This window comes from Cupriavidus sp. SK-4, assembly GCF_000611125.1.
GTDB lineage: Bacteria > Pseudomonadota > Gammaproteobacteria > Burkholderiales > Burkholderiaceae > Cupriavidus > Cupriavidus necator.
The window spans coordinates 61,474-80,796 of record NZ_JFJW01000172.1; the positions used below are offsets into that span (position 1 = coordinate 61,474).

The window sequence follows — 19,323 nt, forward strand, 5'->3', positions numbered from 1 at the left end:
GGCATGGCCGCGCCGGCCAGCGGCCGGGGTTTCACTGCAGGAAGAAGTCGATCGCGCGCTCGACCACGGGCGGATGGATCACGTGCAGGCCATCGAACTCGACGTACTGCACGTCGTAGCCCGCGGCCTTCAGCCTGGCCGCATGGGCGCGGCCGCTAGTCGCAACCGGGAGCTGCTCGTCGGCCAGCCCGTGCGCGACAAACACCCTGGGCGCGCCCTCCTGCATGAACACCGACATGAAGCCGCCGGAGAACGCAATCACATGGCTGGCAATGTCGCCGTTGGTGATGCCGACCGAGAGCGCGTAGCTGGCCCCGTCCGAGAAGCCGGCAAAGGCAAGCCGGCCCGGGTCGACCCGGTAGCGCGAAGTCACCGCGGTCAGCGCCTGGTGCAGCCGCTGCAGGTCGGGGCCGTTGCCGCCGATCACAATGTCCCAGGTCGGGAAGAGCGAATGCGGCGCCAGCACCAGGAACTTGTGGCGCTGCGCATGCGGCTCGATATGCGGCAGCACCTTTTCCGGAAACCCGCCTGCGCCATGGAACATCACCAGCAGCGGCACCGGCGCACCGTCCGGCAGGCCTTCCGGCACGAACAGCACGGCATCGCGCTCCGCTGCCACGCCCAGCGGGTTGCGCCCGGGCGGCAGCGGGCCGTCAACGGGATCCGCGTGGGTGAACGACAGGCGACCGAACAGCGAGGGATCGAGCATGGCGGCAGGAGGCGTTATGCATACGTAATATATTGTATATCACATATCTAAGCATGGCGATAAGCTCCGGACGACCGACAGCGCGTCCCTCTCCCGCAAGCGGGAGAGGGAAAGCAAACCTGCACCTGCCCTATTCCTGGTTCTCCAGCAGCGAGAAATACCGCCCGATATCCCCGTCCTCGCGCAGGATGTCCTGCATCAGGTCCGCCAGCGGCATCTGCCCCCAGCGCACCGCGCGCCGCAGCAGGTAAGGCGTGGGGCTGTGCGGCTCATGGCGCGCCAGGTAGTCGGCCACGTCCCGGATCAGCTGGTAGGCGTGCGCACGGTCCTCGATGCGGCCGTGCGCCAGCATGGCGGTCTGCCCCGGCCCCGCGGCGGGCAAGACCGGCATCGGCTCGGGATCGTCCACGCGATCGTTGCTACCGGCCGGTGCCGGCGCCGTGGCGGCGGGTTCGCCACCGTGGGCGCTGCCTGCTGCATCGCCGCGCAGCGCCGCCACCGCCCGCACCAGCCGCGCCAGCGTGTCCGTTACGCGCGCCAGGCTCGGCGCTTGCGCCCCCAGCAGCGCGTCGATGCGCCGGTCAAAACCAGCCCATTCGGCGCTGGCGCCGTGCAGGTCGCGCCACAACGCTTCCAGCCGGGGGCGGTCGGGCGCGTGATGCGCGCGCCGCAGCAGCGCCTCACGGCCCAGGCTGTCGTCGTCATCGGCCGGCGCCAGGCTGCGTTCCCACAGGTCCAGCGTGATGGGCAGGGGCGTCTCGTCCGCCAGCGACAGCAGTGGGACATGCAGCGCCAGCACCGCCGGCAAGGTCTCGTTGAGCCAGGCGATCGGGGCACAGCGTGCCTCCGCATCGTCGGCTTCCATGCGCGGCCATGCGCTATCCCAATACGCGTCCGCCAATGCCCCCAGCAAACGCACCCCGGCACAAAAACCGGCCGTGCCGTACAGATGGGTCCACGCCTCGCACAGCCATGCCGCCAGCTGGAAGTCCTTGCTGCGCGTGGCAAGCGCCTCGCTGGCGAGCGCGGCCACGCGTTTCCAGTCAGCCTTGACCAGCGGGCGCTCCCATTCCCCCATCGGCAAGGACTCGTCGTCGTGCTGCCGCGCTTCGGCGATGGCGCGAAAGACCGGGTCGTAGCGCAGCGAAGCGCCCGCGGGATCGTCGCCCGGCACAGGCGCAAGCAGTGCCTGCGCGTCCAGGATGCGGTCTTGCGTTGGCGTCGTCATAGGTTGGTCCATTCAGGAGCCCGGGTGGGAAAGCTTGGCGGCCACGGCAGCGGCATCTTCTTGCCCGCGGCCGTCAGCACCAGGCGCAGGAACACGCGGCCGCGCACCGGCCTGGGCGCCGCCGTGAGATCCGGCGCGGCGCTGCCCAGCGGAAAGTCAAAGCGCAGCAGTTGCGCCGTGCTGTCGGCACGCCCGCCCGGATCCGCGATGCGATGGCGCGCAATGAACGACAAGAGCGACCACGGGTCGGCAAAGCGCCAGGTCATGGTCTTGCCGTCGGCGGCCAGCGCGCGCTGTTCAGTGTCAGGCAACGCCACCATCGGTGAGTCCTTGGCAAAGCGCAGCGTCAGCGTCACCGGATTGCCGTAGTCCCAGTGCAACGAGCGCGGCGCATCGCGCATCGACAGGCTCTGCCCGCCGATCGTCAGGGTCCAGTCGATGATCTGGTTGCCGGCCAGTTCCGCGCCGCGGTTGACGCGGAACTCCGCGCTCACGTCATAGCCCGCGGGCGCGCCCTCCTCGACCGGATACAGTGGCGCAAGCAGCGTCCTGACCTGGTCGAAGCTGTCGATGAACTGGTGCACCGGCACGCCGGACGCGATATTCCTGAGCGGCCCGTCGCCACGCGCGGCCCGGTACGTGGCCGAGAGCGGTTCATAGCGCTTGAGCACGCGGCCCAGCTCGGCATAGTCCGCCGTGCGCACCTCGCTGGCATTGGCGCTACCGCCCTGCGCGGCGCCGCCAAACGGCGCGCGCCCCGCCAGCCGTTCATTGAACGTGGCCGAGAACCCGTCCCACTGCCGCTGCAGGTCGGCAAAATAGCCTTGCGCACAGCGCGCGAGCAGGCCGTCGTACAGGCGCACGTGCAGCGCGGCAAAATAGTCATCGCCGCCGGCCGGCCGCGCCGCAAAGCGCGCCAGGCAGACGCCCTGGCCGGACTCGGCCGCCGCGGCCTGCACGAACTGCTCCAGCATCAGCAGCCGGCTGTTCGGGTTCTTGAGCCGATAGCGCTCCAGGTCGCGGTTCAGCGCCTGCCAGCGCAACGCCAGGCCGGAGCCGGCGTCGGCGGGCGAGAGCGCGGCAAGATACACCGCGGCCTCGCGGCCCAGCGCCTGCGCACGCGCCGATTGCTGGTCCAGGTACGGTCCCAGCGCCGCAGCGTCGTTCAGCCCGAACGCCGTCAGCACCGGCGAGCGCGGCGCACGGGCCCCGTCGCCGGCGCTGCCCTGCCGGATCGCGTACAGCTCGGACTGCTGCAGCAGCTCGTCCACGGCGCGCAGCCGCGCCAGCGCGTCGCGCGAGACCAGCGCATCGAGGTCATCCACGCGCGACATGGCATGCATCTCGCCCAGCATGGTCTTGATGCGCGCAATACGGCCCAGCGCAGCCTCGAAGCCGGCGCTGCCGCCATCGGCCTGCAGCGGCGCCAGGATTGCCGCGGTCGCGGCCTGGTCGGTTACCAGCCGCGCAAACTGCTGGTCCACGTTCTGCGCAATCGCATCGCGCCAGGGGCCTGGCAGGCCCGCGAGCCCTTCGTCAAGGAAGCGCTTGCGCATGTCGCCCAGTGCGATGGCCTGGTCAAGCTGCTGGCGATCCCACAGCACCGCCGACCCGGCCGGCACCGACGGCAGCGCCAGGTCGCGCGGCGGCGCCATGAACGGCTGGTTCAGCAGGGCGGCAAGCCGGTCGCGCAAGGCCAGCCGCTCGGCCGTGACCACGAAACGGCCGTCCTTGTCCTGCCACGCGATGCCGCTGTCGGGTCCGCTGAAGCGCTGCGCCAGCTCGCCGGTGAAGGCCTGGAAGCCGTTTTCCGAGCGCGCGCGCGCAGCGGCCGCCATGTCTTCGCCGAGCAGCCGGTTCTGCGCGGCCTGCGCCAGCGTACGTGCGTAGACGGTGCCCGTGGCGAACTGAGGCTGCCTGATCCAGCCGCCCTTGCCGGACGCCAGCAGTTCCTGCTGCGTGCCGATCGCCGCGACGATGCCGCGGTAGTCGGCCAGGACCCGGTTGAAACCACTGCCGGCATTGGCCCCGCCGGCCAGTTCGCCGAGGCTGGACCTGACTGCCCGCTCTGCCACCAGCAGCGGGTTGTTGTTGAAGAGCCGTTGGTCGAGCTGGCGCGCGCCCTTGTCGAAGGTGCAGCGCAAGGGCGGCACCAGCGCGGTCAGTGCCCTGCCGCCGGTTGCCAGGCTTGCGGCACCACGCCCCTTGCCAGGGTCGCGCTGGAAATACGGCAGGCTGCCCGAGACCTCGCCCTGCAACTCCGCCCCCAGCGCATAGCGCACCACCAGCCGCAGCGCATCGGCGTTGCCAGGCTGCGGCGTTTCCAGCCGGTGCAGCGCTTGCAGCGCCGCGTCGAACTGGTCGACCGCGGCAACGTACTGCTGCAGCGCGCGCATCTCCGGCATGTCTTCCAGCGCCAGGCTGCGCGGCGGCAGGGCCTCGCCCCGTGCACCCGGCGGCGCCAGGCAGCTGTCGCCGATGATCAGCTGGCCGGTGCTCGGGTCGCGCCCCACGCCCGTCAGCATATCGACGCGGGCCAGCAGTTCGCGATCGATGGTGTCTAGCGCGATCTCGCCGAAGGCGCGCTGGAAGCGATCGTGCACGCGCCCGTCCAGGTCGTCGATAAAGGCCCACGAGCCCGGCATGAACCAGGACGAGACCGACTGCGCGCTCAGGCGCTGGTTCATCGCGATCAGCCCCAGCGCCTGGCGCCGGTACCAGTCCGGCGGCAGGTCCTGGCCGCGCTGCGCGGCCAGCGCGCGCTGCTGCGCGCCGGCACGCAGCTCGCCAAGCGCGGCCAGCAGTTCGGTATGGCGATGTCCCATCTGCCATGCCGCGACCATCAGTCCCCCGCCCCACGCGCACAGCACGGCCATGCCGCCCCAGCGCAGCGCACGGTGCACCAGCGGCCGCGCCAGCTGCTGCGAGCGCGACGGCCGCGTCAGCCCGTACTCCAGGAAGATCTTCTTCTCGAACAGGTCGCGCAGGAACGCCGGTTGCCGCATCAGCTCGTTGAGCAGGTCGGCGGATGAGCTGGCGCTGGCTGCCGGCGCCAGCTCCGGCGCGTGCGCATCCTCTGGCGCCAGTGCGTCAGGCTGCGCCGCACGCAGGCGCGGCGCAGCGAAGGCCGGCGCATGCGCCGCCAGCTCGCCGCTGTCGCCGGTCAGGTAGACGCCGCGCAGATAGAAGGGCTCGTGATAGGCGCTGGGCCGCAACAGCTCGTCGACATAGCGCGTGAGCTGGCCACGCATGGCTTCGATGCGCGCCGGCAGCAGCAGCGACTGGCAGGCATCCACCTCCTGCGCCCCCATCGCCAGCAGCTCGGCGACACCGTCCGACACCGTGCGCACCACGCCCGACATGGCCGCATCGATCCAGCCCGACTGGTAGGTGGCCGACAGGTCGTACGGCGAGGACCAGCCCAGCATGCTGGCGCGCATCGGCTCCGGCAGCGCGCGCGCAAAGTGCGCGAAGCCCGGCAGCGACTCACAGCCCGTCACCACCACATAGACCGCGAAACGCACCGCAAAGCGGTTCTGCGCCAGCCATAGCCGCCGGTGGGCCAGCTTGGCCCGGCGCACCAGCTCAAGCTGTGCGTCGGTGTCGTCGGCCAGCAGCATCGCCGCCGGCACCGTCACCACCACGCTGTCGAAGGGCCGTTGCGGGCGATAGCCGCGGCACAGGCCGAGGAACTCGTCCCAGGGCTTTTCATCGGTATCGTCGTCTGGCGAGCCCAGATAGGCCGCATTGATGTCGATGACCACGCCGCGGTCAAAGAAGTGCCACGAAATCCCCTGCGTGGCGGCCGCATTGGCAGCGTCGGAGCTCAGCACGCTGGCCACGCCGGACTGCGCGATCGGCAGCGGCCGCGCATCCTCGCCTTCATTCAGGACCAGGATCCAGGGAATGTTGTAGCGCTCGGCGCGCGAGGCGATATTCCCCTCGACCAGCTCGATCGCCTGGCGGAACGCGGTGCGCAGGGAATCGGTGCGCAGGCGCACGATCTTGCGCTCGGCCGACGGCTTGGCGCGGGCCCGCTGCGCAGCGAAATACAGCACCGCGCCCAGCACGGCCAGCGCCACCAGCGTCAGCACGCCGATCGAAATCAGAAACAGGTTGCTGGTCAGCATGCGCCTGCCCCCCGGGCTTGGATGGGCTGCCGGCGCGTCATGGCGTGCCTCCGGCCACGGTGTCGGCCCGCAGCGCTTCGCGCACCGGCCAGGATTGCCACAGCCACGTCACCTCGGACAGCGCCAGCAGGGTGGCCAGGCCCAGCAGGAACACCACCGTCCAGCGCGTCAGCGTCGGCAGCTTGCGCGGCGCGATATGCGAGAGCGTGTGGGCGTAGGCGGGTTCGCTGAGCACGCGCTCGCGTCCGCCCAGGTCTGGCCGGCGCTGGTAGATGAACTCATACAGTTCCTCGCGCAGGCTGCGCAGCCGCGCTTCGGCATCGGCGCCGCGAAACCGCCCCTGGAAGCCAAGCCCGAGCGTGAACAGGTACAGCCGCGCCAGGTTGCGGCGTGACGGCTCGCGGTCCAGCAGCAGCTGCTCGATGCGGCGAAACACCTGGTCGCCGGCCACGTTGGTGCGAAACAGCGTCGATTCGAGCAGATGCCCGTGCCAGGCGGCGCGGCCGGCCCAATCGGCGTTCAGCAGGATTTCATCGGCGAGCACCGCCTTCAGGTAGCGGGCATCGGCCACGTCCTCCATCTCAAAGCGCGAACTGTCGCGCCGCGATTGCAGCGTCTGCACTTCCAGCAGGTTCAGCAGCTGGCGGTTCATGCCTTGCGCGGCCGCTTCGCCGCTCAGATCGGGTTGTTCGGAGAGCCGCTCCTGCATCTTGACGAGCTCATCCAGGAACGCCCGGAACTGCCCGGTGGCAAGATCGTCTTCCTCGGTTTCCGGTCGGTAGCGCGCCATAGTCTGTTTGCCTTGATAGTCCGCCGTCAGCCCTTGACGAACAGCAGCATTTCCTGCGGCCGCTGCACGCTGGCGCCTTCATTGGGATTGCCGATCACCATCGCCTCGTTGGCATGGACCAGCGCGGGATCGGCCTCGATCTCGAACAACAGGTAACCCGAGCCGGAACGCACCCCTAGGTCCTCGGCATGCTCGACCACACGGCGCACCGCGCCCAGCACGCGCCGCGTGCGCAGCGACGGGTAGACCGACTGCGAGCCCACCACCGCGCCCGACATCCACGCCAGCAGGTCGCGCTCTGACTGCCCGCGCAGGCCCACCACCAGGCGCTCGCCGATCCAGTCCGGCTGCAGCACGATGTCGAACGCGCCGTGGCGGAACTCGAACTTGTGCTCGCGGTACTCTTCGCTGACCTCGGCCAGGGTCTCGCGCAGCGCGCGCAGCAGCGGCGTGAACACGGCCATCGGGTCGGCGTGGTCATAGTCGTCCGGCACCGGCGGCAGGCCGCCCGGCTTGAGCAGGCTGAGCGAGCCCAGCACCGAGGCCAGCGCCAGGTAGAGTGCAAGCGGGTGCAGATGCGGCGTGCGCAACACCGCCTCCAGCAGCGGCAGCGCGCTGACCAGGCTGCGCAAGCGGTCCTTCAGTTCCAGCTGGGTCAAGCGGTCGTCCGCCCGGGACGACGGGATCGCGGTCTGCTTGGCCACGAACGCGGCCTTGCCGCGCAGCTGTGCCACCAGCGACGCCACCGCCGTCCATAGCGCGCTGCCGCGTGCCACCTCCAGCAATGGCGGCAGGCGGTCGCCGAGCCGCACGATCTCGTTGTCCTTGTAGACCGCGCCCAGGCACAGCGACACATGGAGCGGCGACGGCCTGGCGCCGGCGTCGAGTGCCAGGCTTGGCAGCAGGCGCGGGATGTCGGCGGGCGGCGCCTCGGACACCTCGTCCTCCACCGGCGCGCCCGCCACCGAGCGGAACCGCCGCACCTGCCCGTCCTTGCGGTTGGCAGCCACCACCGGCAACGTCAGGTAAAGCGCCAGCATGCCGCCGGCAAGCGCGTCGGCAAATGGTTCGAGCGCCAGCTCCAGCGGCGGCTGGCGGGCATCGTCGCGCGCGTAGGACACGGCAGTGCCGTCCGGCATGATGGCTTCAAGCTGCAGCACGCGCACCACGCCCGCCGGCAGCAGCCCGGCGTCGAACTCCAGCCGGCGCACGCCCCAGCCAAACGGCGCCGCCGCCAGCGTCTGCCACGCCACCAGCGAATCGAGCCGCCCGGCCAGCAGCTGGAGATGCTGGGGCGCCAGCAGCATGCCTTCATGCCATTCAACCCGATCGACCGGCAGCGCGCGCTCAGACATGGGGGGCTCCCGGGCCGTACGCGGCCGTGGCAGGGAAAAACAGGTTCATTTGGTCACAAGCACGGTAAAGGCGGCGCTGTCGAGCTGCACGGCAAGCGTGCCGTTGAATTGCTCGACGCGGGCGCGATGCGCGCCCGGCGCCTGGTAGTTGGCGAACACATAGGCCGCGGCAACGCGCGGCCCCTCCAGGTCTTCGGCCGGCACGTCCAGCCGCTGGCCGGGCACCAGTTCCCAGCTGCGATAGCGCAGCCCGCTCGGATAGGTGCTGCCCAGGTCGCTGCGCCCGGCAAACCACTTGGCCGCGGGCAGGTCCGCCAGCCGGGCCTGCAGGGCCTCGTCGCTGACCAGCACCACGTCGACGGCCACCGGGCTGTTGCCGTTGGCATCCGCCGCCGCCGTCAGCGTGACTTGCTTCCATTTGACCTTGTCCCCCTTGAAGCCCAGCCATGAAGAGGCCGCGCAGCCCCCGAGCAGGCCAGCGAGCGCAGCCGCCACCAGCAGCGTGCCGGCGCGGCGCAGGGACAAGACATGGACGGGCGTCGTCATCTTCAGACTCCTTCGTGGTTGCGGATGCGGCATCATTTCGCACCCACCCCGATGCCCATCAGCACGATCAGCAGCGCGGCCAGCAGCGCACAGGCGCTGGCCAGCGCCAGTTGCGCGCGCGTCAGCACCAGCCGCACCGCCGCGGCCTGTGCGGCGGGCAGCCGTGGGCCCGGCACGCCGGCGCGCGCATCCGCGCCCTCCGTCCGCTGCGCCGCGACGCGCTCCATCGGCAGGCCCACCGACACCAGCGCAATCACCGCGCAGGTGCAGACCAGGCTCAGGGCATTGCGCGGGCCGTCGCAGATCGGGTCGATCGCCAGCAGCAGCACCGCGGCTGCCTCCGCCGGCAACTGCAGCACCGACAGCGCGACGCCCGCATAGGCGATCGTTCCCAGGCCGCCCTGCCCCGCCGAGAGCCAGGCCGCAATGGTGGCGGCCATCGCGATCCATGCCACGTCGCCGGCGCCCACGGGGCGCCCGTACAGGTTGGCGACGAACACCGTGACCAGCGCGAAGTACAGCGCCGAGCCCCCGCGCACGAAGACCGCGCCCAGGGGGACCACCAGCTCCACCAGCCCGCGCGGAAAACCGAGCCGCGCGCTCATGGCTTCGATCGTGTGCGGGATCGGCGCGGTGGCGCTGCCTGAGGCCAGGCCGACCAGCATGGAGCCATTCAGCTCGGTCACCACCTGCGCGAACGGCAGCCGCGCGCAGGCGGCAATCGCGGCCGCGGCCACCCCGCTGAGCAGCAGGCAGAGCATCAGGAACGTGACCAGCACCCCGGCCATCGCGCCCATGGTGGCGCGGTCGGCATGCATCGACAGATGCGCGGCCAGCCCGAATGCCAGCACCGGGATCAGCAAGTTGGCATGGGCGATGATCTGCTCGAAGGTGCGGTAGATCCCTTCGAATACATTGCTCAGCATCCCGGTCTGCTCGCGCGACAGCGCCGCGAAGGCAAGCCCGAACAGCAGCGTGCCGGTGAGCACGCCCAGCGTCTGGCCATGCGCCAGTGCGCGGTAGAAGTTGTCGGGAATGATGTCCGCGATCGCGTGCGGTGGCTTGCCCGTATCCGCCTCGGCCCCGGCCTTGCCATGCAGGTCCACGCGCACCTCGCCGCCATCGGCCACGCCGCTGAGGATCAGCGCGCCAAGCTTCTCGCTGGCCTGGGCAGAGAGTTCCGCGCCCGGCGCCGTCAGCACCCCCGCCAGCGCGCCGGCCAGCGCGCACGCGCCCACCACCCCGGCAGCCGTGCCGATGATGGCGCCGAAACGCGCCCCGGCGCGCGGCAGCGCCAGCACCTGGCGCAGGCCGAAGAAGGTGGCCACCACCAGCAGCGGCACCGCGGCCATGTTCACCACCGACAGGTAGAGCTGTCCTACCAGCCATGCAAAGCGGCCCAGCGGCCCAGCCACCGTGCCGGCGAGCGCGCCCGCCACCAGGCACAGGAGCAGCCCGGGCACGCTGTGCGAGAGCCAGTTCAGGGCTTTCATGCGGCCTTGTTCCAGCCGCGCGCCAGCGCGAACGCCACCGTCGCCCGTGCCAGCTCATTGGTGCTGTCGACCAGCATGACCGGCGGCGCGGCCAGGCCGCGGGCCGCCACCGGAATTTCCGTGCAGCCCATGATCGCGGCGCCGACGCCGAGCGCCGCGATCCGCGCCAGCGCGCTGCCGAGCGCCTCGCCGGCCTGGTCCAGGGCGCCGGCCTTGACCGCCCGGATGCAGGCATCGACCTGCAGCTGCACCGGCTCCGGCGGCACCACCGCCCCGATCCCGCGCGCGCCTAGCGCTTCCTGGTAGATGCCCGAGGCCAGCGCACCGCGCGTGGCCAGGATGGCCACGCTGCCGGTATCGGCAGGCAGGGCCGCCACGCAGGTCTGCGCGATATGCAGGATCGGCGCCGCGCTGTGCGCGCTCAGTTGCGCATACCAGTGGTGCGAGGTATTGCAGGGGATCACCACCAGCCCCACCTGGTTGCGGTTGAGCAGCTCGATGCCGCGCAGCAGGTAGGGCAGCGGCAAGGCGTCGCCAGCCAGGATCGAGCGCGAGCGGTCCGGGGTCTGCGGCAGGTGCGCCACCACCATCGGCAGGTGGTCCTGGTCACGCGCGGCATCGGTGAGCCGTACCACGCGATCAAGGAAATCCACCGTCGCCAGCGGCCCCATGCCGCCCAGCACCCCGATCATGGTCATGCCAGTACTTCCGTTGTTCATATGAACCGACCCTAAAGCTTCAGCGGCCGCGGGCAGATCACCGACACCGCCGCGGTATTGCCGACCACCAGGATCAGCGTGCGCAGCATGTCGCAGACCGGGTCGACGGCAAGGAAAAGAATGAATGCGGCCTCGAACGGCAGGCCAAGATAGGCACAGGTCATGCCGACCAGCGAAACGATCACCAGGCCCGTCATGCCGGCCGAGGCAAAGCCCGCCAGCACCGAGGCCAGCAGCACCGTGGCGATATCGACCAGGCCCAGCGGGTGGCCGTAGAGCTGCGCGATGAACAGCGTGGCGCAGACGTAATAGACCATCGGCCCCACGCGCAGCAGCGAGATCGCCAGCGGCACCAGCAGTTCCACGCGCACCCGGGCAAAGCCGAGCCGGTCGACCAGGCACTCGATCATGCTGGGCATGCAGGCTGCGCTGTTGCGTGTGGCCAGCGCCAGCGCAAACGGCGAGCGCAGCGCGTCCAGCGTCGCGCCCAGGCTCTGGTTGGAGCGCTTCCAGATGATCCCGACCGCCAGCGCCAGCAGCAGCACCGACGCAATGGAGAACGCCAGCACGAACTGCATCATTGCCTGCAGCGGTTCCAGGCCGGACTTGCCCAGCTGCGCCGCGCTCATGCAGAACAGGATCACGGGCAGCGGATAGCTGAGCCAGTGCATCAGCTTCTGGCAGGCGTGATAGACCGTCTCCAGCGACAGGCTCAGCCCGATCGAAATGCGCTCGGGCACGCGCCCCACGGCCAGGCCGAACATCAGCGCGAACACCAGGGCCTTGAGGGCGTCGCCATTGGCGAGCGCGGCAAAGATGTTGGTCGGGATCAGGCTGGTCAGGACTTCGGACAGGCTCAGCGACTTCTCCTGGATATCCTCGCCGTAGAGGTTCATCACCGTATCGCTGGACCTGGCATCGCTGCCCACCATCGCGCCGAAGGTCTCCATGGTTGCGCTCGACAGGTTGCTGCCCGGGCGCATCACGATCAGCACCAGTGCCGACACCAGCGCCACCAGCAGCGACGCGCCGACGAACACCGTCACCACGCGGATCATCAGCCGCGAGGCCCCGCCGTCGCGGAACAGCCGCTGCAGGCTGAAGATCACCGCCGATACCATGAACGGCAGCGTGGTCATCTTGAGCAGGTCCACGTAGACATCGCCCACCACGCCCAGATGCCGGGCCAGCGCGGGCCAGAGCAGCCCGGTGGCGCCGCCCAGCGCCAGGCTGCCGATCACCACCCACGGATTGAGGGCAATGGCGTAGAGCTTGCCGGCATCCAGCTTCATGGACGCGGCGCGCTGTGCCTGGGCCGCGCCCGGCTTCATGGCGGGCGCGCTCATCGCGTGGCCGCCTGCAGCACGTCCGCCACCTCGAGCCGCTTGGGCCGCTCGGCGAGGAACTGGTTGACAAAGCCCAGCAGCGCCGGCGCCGACACATTGACGGCGATGCCCAGCGTGTCTTCAAGATCCTGCAGCGTCACCACGCGCAGGCGCAGCGCCGCGGTCGGATCCGCCTTGAGCACGCGCTTGACCTCGAACTCGTCGCGGTACACCGCGGCGACGCGGCCGTCGTTCAGCGCCTTCAGGGCTTCATCCCAGGTTGGATAAGCCGTGACGTAGGCCTTGGGGAAATTGTTCACCACATACTCCGAGTACGACGAATTGCCGACCACGCCGATCGAGCTGTCATAGGCGCGGATCACCTCCGGCACCGGCCGGCCGCGTGCCATCTGCGCGAACTTGACGCGATTGAGCAGCAGCGCGCGGTTCAGCCGCAGGTAAGGTGTGCTGAAGCTGATGATCTGCATGCGCGGCAGCGTGCGCGACAGCTTGCTGATGGCCACGTCGGCCTGCCCCTGCGCCAGCAGCTTGACCACCCCGTCGAAGGTGGTGGCGTCGCGGTTGAAGCGCACCCGCACGTTGAGCTTGCGCGCAAGCTCGCGCGCGAGGTCGATATCGAGCCCGCTCAGCTCGCCGTTGCGCTCCTGGAAGAACGGGGGCTGGTCCACCTTCAGCACCGCGATCACCAGTTCCCCGCGGCTGGCGATGCGGGCGAACTCCGGCGCCATCAGGCGTCCGTCCGGCATCAGCACCAGTCCGTTCGGCGTGGAGACTGGCCCAGGGGCGCCTTCCGGCATCCCGCCCTGCACGGCAAACGATGCCGCCGGGTGGGCCGGTGCCGGCGTGTAGGTGGCCTGCGCATGGCCAGCGGCCGGCAGGGCAAGCGCGGCGCCCGCGAGGGCGCGCGCCAGCCAGCGCCACGCGCGTGTTGCCGCGCGGCGGGAATCAGGGACAGGAGTCAGCGACATGGCGTCAAACGGTTCATGTTTCAGGGAGTCGAGGGCGCGCCCGGAGCCGCGGCAAGGCCAACGGCAATGGCGGGTGCCTGGGTGGCGGCGGGCTGCATGGCATCGGCCGTGGCCGCGGGCGCCACGGCCACAGGTGCGGCATCCGCGCGCTGGGGCACGCCAGGCCGCCCCAGGCGGGCGCCGATCTCCACGCCCATCACGAACAGCAGCGCGCACAGCAGCACCGCGCAGGTCACGGCGATGGTCACCATGCGCGAGCTCATCGAGAATACGTAGGTCATGCTTGCCTCAGCGGTCATCAGGGCGTCATTACGGTGGCCTGCGCCGGCGCGACGATCTGGATCACGCCGCCCCATGCGCACATCAGTTTCGAGCTGTCCTGCAGCGCCGGCGCGCCGCCGATCAGCACGGTCGGCGCGCCCGGCAGCCACGGCGCCGACGTCGCCGGCACGCACGGCATTGGTGTCAGCACGCCCTGCGCCGCGGCGGTGGCCGCGGCCACCTGCGGGTTACCCAGGCAGTTGCACATGCCGAAGGGCGGGACATTCACCATCGGCAGGTGGTCCATCACGCTGGCCGCACCGGTGCCGGCCAGCACGCGGCCCAGCGGCAGCACGACCAGGCTGGACGGCGCCAGCCCGAAGCTGCACTGCATGGTCGCGCCCATGGTGACCTGCAAGGCCATGCCTAACCCCTCAGCCAGCGTTCGAGACGCTGTGCAAAGCCGGCGGGAACGGCCCCGCCATCCTCGCCATCGGCGGGTGCGATCGCCTGCCAGTCGCCCCGGGGCTTGCCGTCGGCGTAGCTGCGCACGGCGCTGACCTCGCCTTCCGGGTCGAACCTGCGCGCCATGCCGTGCAGCAGGCCGTTGCGGTACGGCAGCGACTGCGCCAGCGTGCCGCCTGCGCCGTACTCACGGGTCTCGCCCTCTAGCCTGCCGGCGCGGTAGCGGCTGCGGCGCACCACCGCGCCCTCATGCGCATAGACGGCCTCTTCCTCGAGCCGGCCCTGCCGGTAGACGCAGCGCGCGGTGACGTCGCCGGACGGCGCGTAGCACACGCTCTCGCCCGCGAGCTGCCCATCCGCGTACAGTTGGCGCGTCTCCAGCCGGCCGTTGCGGTAGGTGGCGCTGATGCCGTGCAGCCGGCCGCCGGCGTAGTGCGCTTCGTACTCGAGGCTGCCATCGGCGGCATAGGCACGCAGCAGCCCCGCCAGTTCGCCATGCTCGTATTCCGCATCCAGGCGCAGCGAGCCATCCGGGTGGAAACACTCGAACCTGCCGTGCGGGCGCCCGTCGGCCAGCGGCACGCGCGACACCAGGCGGCCATCGCCGTCATAAGCCTCGGCCATGGCGGGTCCTGGATCGGGCGGCGTCGGGGCAGTTAATGTCATGGCTCTGTTCCGCGGCTCAGTTCAGTTTCACCAGGGCGCCCTTGAGTTCGAGCATGCCGCCGCTTTCCACCGTCTGCGCGGCCGACGCCTTCTGCCTGACCATCATGGCTTCGTTGCTCAAGGTGGTGCCGGCCTTGCTGCTCAGCGTGGTGCCGGCCTCGCACTGCAGCGAGGTTCCCGCCTTGAAGGCGATCGATCCGCCGACCTCGATCACAAGGTTGCCGGTCACCGTGAGCTTGTAGTTGCCGCCAACGTCGTGCGCGAATGCAGCGCCGCTGGTGTGGGTCTCGTCGCCGTCCGCCTTGACCTGGCGCGTGCCGCTCACCTTGTGCGTTTCATTGCCGGACCGCACCTCCAGCGCAAGGTCGCCGGCCTTGACCAGGTGCGATTCGCCGCCCGCCTCCACCGTGGTGGACAAGGTGTCTTCCACCGAAACCGTCATGGCGCGCTGGGCGCGCAGGAACAGCTCCTCGGCACCGGCCTTGTCTTCCATGCGCAGCTCATTGCCGGCCGACCCGCCCTTCGATGCGCGCGAACGGATCACGCTCTGCGTCTGCATCGCCGGCAGCGGCACCGGTACGCCGGACTGGCCGTTGTAGACGCTGCCGGTCACCAGCGGCCGGTCCGGGTCGCCATCGACATAGCTGACCACCACCTCCTGCCCCACGCGCGGCAGGAACAGGTGGCCCCAGCCGGCGCCGGCCCAGGCCTGCGCCACGCGGACCCAGCATGAGCTGTCCTGGTTGGCGCCGGGCGCACGGTCCCAGTGGAACTTCAGCTTGATGCGGCCATGCGCATCGGTCCAGATCTCTTCGCCCTGGGACCCGGCCACGGTGGCAGTGTGCGTGCCGGCAACCAGCGGCCGCGGGGTGCTGGGCGGTGCGCGGAATGGCACCGACAACGGCAACACCGACACGGCATTGCCATAGGCATCGCCGCCCCAGGCATGCTCCACCGCGCGCACCACGTAGGCAATATCGAGCGCGGGATTGACGTGGCCATGCAGCGTGAAGCGGATGCCCGCGGCCAGGTGGTGGCAAGCGCTCTCGCCCATGCCCGTCTGCGCCTGGGCCTGCTGCGCACCGACCCGGATCGCGGCCTTGCGGCTGGCGTCGGCGGCATCCTTGTGCCGGCCTGGAAACACGTACTGCTGCGCCACCGGCGCCGCGCCGGCTTGGGCGGTGCCCTGCGAGGTCCGGGCCTGCAGGTAGTCGTAGTCAGCCAGCACCTGCGTTGCGGCGCCAAGCTGGCGCGCCATGCCGAAGGCGAGCATCCGCGCCGCGCCGGCCTGCGGGCGCTCCATGTCGTGCATCGCCAGGTCGGCGCAGTGCGCGCCGGGCGGGTGGGCCGACGGGCTGTCGGCCAGCACCATGGTGTGTGCGCCGTCCGCGAACGTGAAGAAATAGAAGATGCCTTCCTCCTCCATCAGCCGCGAGATGAAGTCGAACGGGCTTTCGTCGTACTGCACGCAGTACTCGCGCACCGGGTAGCGCGTGTCCGTGATGCGGGCCTCGAACGCCACGTCGAAGGACTGCAGCACGCGGCGGATGATCTGCGGCGCGGACAGGTTCTGGTAGATGGTGCGATCGCGCCCGAGGGTCAGCAGCCACAGCCGCGGCGCCAGTTCCGCGGTGTAGAAGCCGTGGTTGTGGTCCGCGCTGGTGTGGGCAAAGCGCGTGACGATGCCGTTCAGGTAGCGGGGCGCACCGCCCGGGTGCCGCAGCGTGACGGTAAGGCGCTGGCCCACGATGCGGCCCGGGTCGAGCGCCTTGTCCGCCGAGCGCATGCGCAGGCTGAAGCGGAACAGCTCGGATATTGCCTCGCGCCCGGCAAAGCCATCGAGCAGCAGCACGTCGCCGCCAAACGGCGTGGCCAGTGTCGCGAAGCTGCCGGCCTGGGTGGCCTGTGTCGGGATCATGCGTCAGCGCCCCTCTTGCGGCAGGAAGCGGAACGCCACGCCGCCGCCGGTGTCGAGCGAGAGATGCACGCCGCCGAACGGCTCCGAGATCGACAGCTGCTCCAGCACGCGCCGCGCCAGTTCCGGCAGCACCGACTGGGTCAGGATATGGTCGACATTGCGCGCGCCGCTGTCGACCTCGGTGCAGCGCTGCGTGATCGCCTGCGCCAGTGCCTCGTCCCAGCTCAGGCGCGCGTTGTGGTTGCGCGCGAAGCGTTGCGCCAGCCGGGTGAGCTTGAGGTCGACGATATTGCGGATCTGCGCATCGCCCAGGTGGTAGTACGGCACCAGCACCAGGCGCGCCAGGAACGCCGGGCTGAACTGCCTGAGCAGCGCGGGGCGCAGCTTCTCGACCAGTTCCTGCGGCGGCGGGCGCCGGCCGCCGCGCGACGCCTCGGTGATCACATCCTGCGCCGCGTTCGACGTCAGCAGGATCACCGTGTTGCGGAAATCGATCGGCACGCCTTCGCCGTCTTCCATCACGCCCTTGTCGAAGACCTGGAAGAACAGCTCCAGCACGTCGGGATGCGCCTTCTCCATCTCGTCGAGCAGCACCACGCTGTACGGGCGGCGGCGCACGGCCTCGGTCAGCACGCCGCCCCGACCGTAGCCCACGTAGCCCGGCGGCGCGCCCTTCAGGCCCGACACGCTGTGGGCCTCCTGGAACTCCGACATGTTGACCGTGATCATGTTGCGCTCGCCGCCGTAGAGCAGGTCGGCCAGCGCATGCGCGGTCTCGGTTTTGCCGACGCCGCTCGGGCCGACCAGCAGGAACACGCCCACCGGCTTGCCCGGGTCATCCAGATCGGCGCGGAACGTGCGGATGCGGCGCGCGATCGCGTCGAGGGCCTCGTCCTGGCCCACCACGCGCTCGCCCAGCTTGTCCTGCAGGTACAGCACCGTGTGCAGTTCGTCGGCCAGCATGCGGCCGACCGGGACACCGGTCCAGCCCGAAATGACCTCGGCCACCGCGGCCGAGTCCACGCATACCGGCACCATCGGCTCATCGTTCTGCACCGCCTCCAGGCCTTTTTCCAGGCGCGCGAGACTGGCGCCCAGCGACTCCGCGCTGTCGGCGTTGTCGTCGTCCTCATTCCTCGCCGCACCGTCGGCTCCGGCCTCGGCCTGGCTCTCCTGCTCAAGGAACGCCGCGATCCTGCGGCGCCAGGCCAGGATTTCCTCGACGGCCAGCTTCTCGGTGGCGAGCTTGTCGCTGAGCCGCGCGTGCTGCGCCCGGGCTTCGTCGCGCTGGCGCGTGACGGCAGCGATCTCGTCGGCGCGCCCGGTGCCGGTGGCGGCCTCGTGGCGCAGGATGCGCAGCTGGTTCTCGGCGCTTTCGATGGCGCGCCCAAGCGCTTCAATCGCCTCGGGCACACCGCTCTGCGCCGCCGCCACGCGGGCGCAGGCGGTGTCGAGCACGCTGATGGCCTTGTCGGGCAACTGCCGGCCCGAGACATAGCGGTGCGACAGCTTGACCGCGTCGCGCACGGCGTCGTCGAGGATCTCCACGCCGTGGTGCGCTTCAAGCTTGCGCACCATGCCGCGCAGCATGTCCACGGCTGCGGCCTCGGCCGGCTCGTCCACCTTGACGATCTGGAAGCGGCGCGCGAGCGCTGGGTCGCGCTCGATGTACTTCTTGTACTCGGCCCAGGTGGTCGCGGCAATGGTGCGCAACTCGCCGCGCGCCAGCGCGGGCTTGAGCAGGTTGGCGGCATCGCCCTGCCCTTCGCTGCCGCCGGCGCCGATCAGCTGGTGCGCTTCGTCGATAAACAGGATCACCGGCACCGGCGAGGCCGCCACCTCGGCGATCACTGACTTGAGCCGGTTCTCGAACTCCCCCTTGACGCCGGCGCCGGCCTGCAGCAACGCCAGGTCCAGCGAGCGCACCGACACTTGGCGCAGCGCCGGCGGCACGTCGCCGGTGACGATGCGCTGGGCAAAGCCTTCGACCACCGCGGTCTTGCCCACGCCGGCCTCGCCGGTCAGGATCGGGTTGTTCTGGCGGCGGCGCAGCAGCACGTCGACCAGTTGCCGGATTTCGCTGTCGCGCCCGCGCACCGGATCGATCGCGCCGGCTCGCGCCAGCGCAGTCAGGTCGACCGTGAACTGCTCCAGCGCCGATGCCTGCCCGCTGCCGGGTCCGCGCTGCGGCATGCCGAACGCCGCCGTGGCGGCCGCTGCCGGCATCGCATCGGCTCCGGGCCCGCCGCCACCGGCGGACGCCCCCAGCAGCGCCGGCAGGGCCTCGCGCAGCGCCGCGCGCGGAATCCGCAGCAGCGCCGGTGCCGATTCCACCAGCATGCCGCGCAGGCTTTCCACCTCCAGCAGCGCCAGCAGCAGCGTGCCGGCGCGCACTTGCTGCTCGCCGAGCAGCATCGAACTGAGCAGCCAGGCTTCCTGGAACAGCGGCGAGAAGTTGGGCGACAGCGCCGGCGTGCGCCCGTTGCCGCGCTTGAAGCCGTCGATCGCCTTTTGCAGCTGCGACGCCACTTGCGCGGGCGCCAGGTCGAAGTGCACAAGGATCGCCTGCAGGTCCGTGGCGCCGCCTTCCAGCAATTGCAGCAGCAGGTGCTCGACGTCGACGCTGTAGTGCGTCTGCCGGACGCAAAGCTGGGCGGCCTGCTCCATGGCATGCCGGCACTCGGGATTGAGGCGGCTGAGCAGCGTGCGGATATCGATGTCCATGTTTG

Annotated in this window: 15 protein-coding genes; all 15 read right to left on the reverse strand. The window is 70.3% G+C overall.

Annotated elements, in window-relative coordinates; genetic code table 11:
* Window positions 1–31: 31 nt before the first annotated feature.
* Complete coding sequence (locus CF68_RS32690) at window positions 32–709, reverse strand: alpha/beta hydrolase (protein WP_035827232.1); 678 nt, start codon at window positions 707–709, stop codon at window positions 32–34.
* Between the two features lie 130 nt (window positions 710–839).
* On the reverse strand, window positions 840–1,937 hold the full coding sequence (gene tssA / locus CF68_RS32695; protein ID WP_035827233.1) for a type VI secretion system protein TssA: 1,098 nt from the start codon (window positions 1,935–1,937) through the stop codon (window positions 840–842).
* Window positions 1,934–6,067: a type VI secretion system protein gene (locus CF68_RS32700; protein ID WP_035827234.1), complete on the reverse strand. Its 4,134-nt coding sequence runs from the start codon at window positions 6,065–6,067 to the stop codon at window positions 1,934–1,936. Before CF68_RS32700 ends, tssA begins: the two co-directional genes overlap by 4 nt.
* Before the next feature lie 37 nt (window positions 6,068–6,104).
* Window positions 6,105–6,857, reverse strand: coding sequence for a DotU family type IV/VI secretion system protein (locus CF68_RS32705; protein ID WP_035827237.1), 753 nt, complete (start codon window positions 6,855–6,857; stop codon window positions 6,105–6,107).
* A gap of 26 nt (window positions 6,858–6,883) precedes the next feature.
* Window positions 6,884–8,212 carry a type VI secretion system baseplate subunit TssK gene (gene tssK / locus CF68_RS32710; protein WP_035827238.1) on the reverse strand — a complete coding sequence of 443 codons (1,329 nt, stop codon included), beginning with the start codon at window positions 8,210–8,212 and terminating at the stop codon, window positions 6,884–6,886.
* 45 nt (window positions 8,213–8,257) lie between these two features.
* On the reverse strand, window positions 8,258–8,758 hold the full coding sequence (locus CF68_RS32715; RefSeq protein WP_035827239.1) for a hypothetical protein: 501 nt from the start codon (window positions 8,756–8,758) through the stop codon (window positions 8,258–8,260).
* Between the two features lie 32 nt (window positions 8,759–8,790).
* Complete coding sequence (locus CF68_RS32720) at window positions 8,791–10,251, reverse strand: dicarboxylate/amino acid:cation symporter (protein WP_035827240.1); 1,461 nt, start codon at window positions 10,249–10,251, stop codon at window positions 8,791–8,793.
* Window positions 10,248–10,949 (reverse strand): aspartate/glutamate racemase family protein, encoded by a 702-nt coding sequence (locus CF68_RS32725; RefSeq protein ID WP_035827242.1) that lies wholly within the window; start codon window positions 10,947–10,949, stop codon window positions 10,248–10,250. Before CF68_RS32725 ends, CF68_RS32720 begins: the two co-directional genes overlap by 4 nt.
* A gap of 32 nt (window positions 10,950–10,981) precedes the next feature.
* Window positions 10,982–12,262, reverse strand: coding sequence for a dicarboxylate/amino acid:cation symporter (locus CF68_RS32730; protein ID WP_369798934.1), 1,281 nt, complete (start codon window positions 12,260–12,262; stop codon window positions 10,982–10,984).
* A gap of 50 nt (window positions 12,263–12,312) precedes the next feature.
* Window positions 12,313–13,284 carry an ABC transporter substrate-binding protein gene (locus CF68_RS32735; RefSeq protein WP_051591800.1) on the reverse strand — a complete coding sequence of 324 codons (972 nt, stop codon included), beginning with the start codon at window positions 13,282–13,284 and terminating at the stop codon, window positions 12,313–12,315.
* Between the two features lie 20 nt (window positions 13,285–13,304).
* Entirely contained in the window at window positions 13,305–13,565 is a 261-nt protein-coding gene (locus tag CF68_RS32740; RefSeq protein ID WP_035827282.1) for a hypothetical protein, read from the reverse strand.
* A gap of 17 nt (window positions 13,566–13,582) precedes the next feature.
* Window positions 13,583–13,969, reverse strand: coding sequence for a DUF4280 domain-containing protein (locus CF68_RS32745; protein WP_035827243.1), 387 nt, complete (start codon window positions 13,967–13,969; stop codon window positions 13,583–13,585).
* A gap of 2 nt (window positions 13,970–13,971) precedes the next feature.
* Window positions 13,972–14,676 carry a toxin-antitoxin system YwqK family antitoxin gene (locus tag CF68_RS32750; protein WP_063832609.1) on the reverse strand — a complete coding sequence of 235 codons (705 nt, stop codon included), beginning with the start codon at window positions 14,674–14,676 and terminating at the stop codon, window positions 13,972–13,974.
* 16 nt (window positions 14,677–14,692) lie between these two features.
* Window positions 14,693–16,594: a type VI secretion system tip protein TssI/VgrG gene (gene tssI / locus CF68_RS32755; RefSeq protein ID WP_063832610.1), complete on the reverse strand. Its 1,902-nt coding sequence runs from the start codon at window positions 16,592–16,594 to the stop codon at window positions 14,693–14,695.
* 3 nt (window positions 16,595–16,597) lie between these two features.
* Window positions 16,598–19,318: a type VI secretion system ATPase TssH gene (gene tssH, locus CF68_RS32760; RefSeq protein ID WP_035827247.1), complete on the reverse strand. Its 2,721-nt coding sequence runs from the start codon at window positions 19,316–19,318 to the stop codon at window positions 16,598–16,600.
* Window positions 19,319–19,323: the final 5 nt, after the last annotated feature.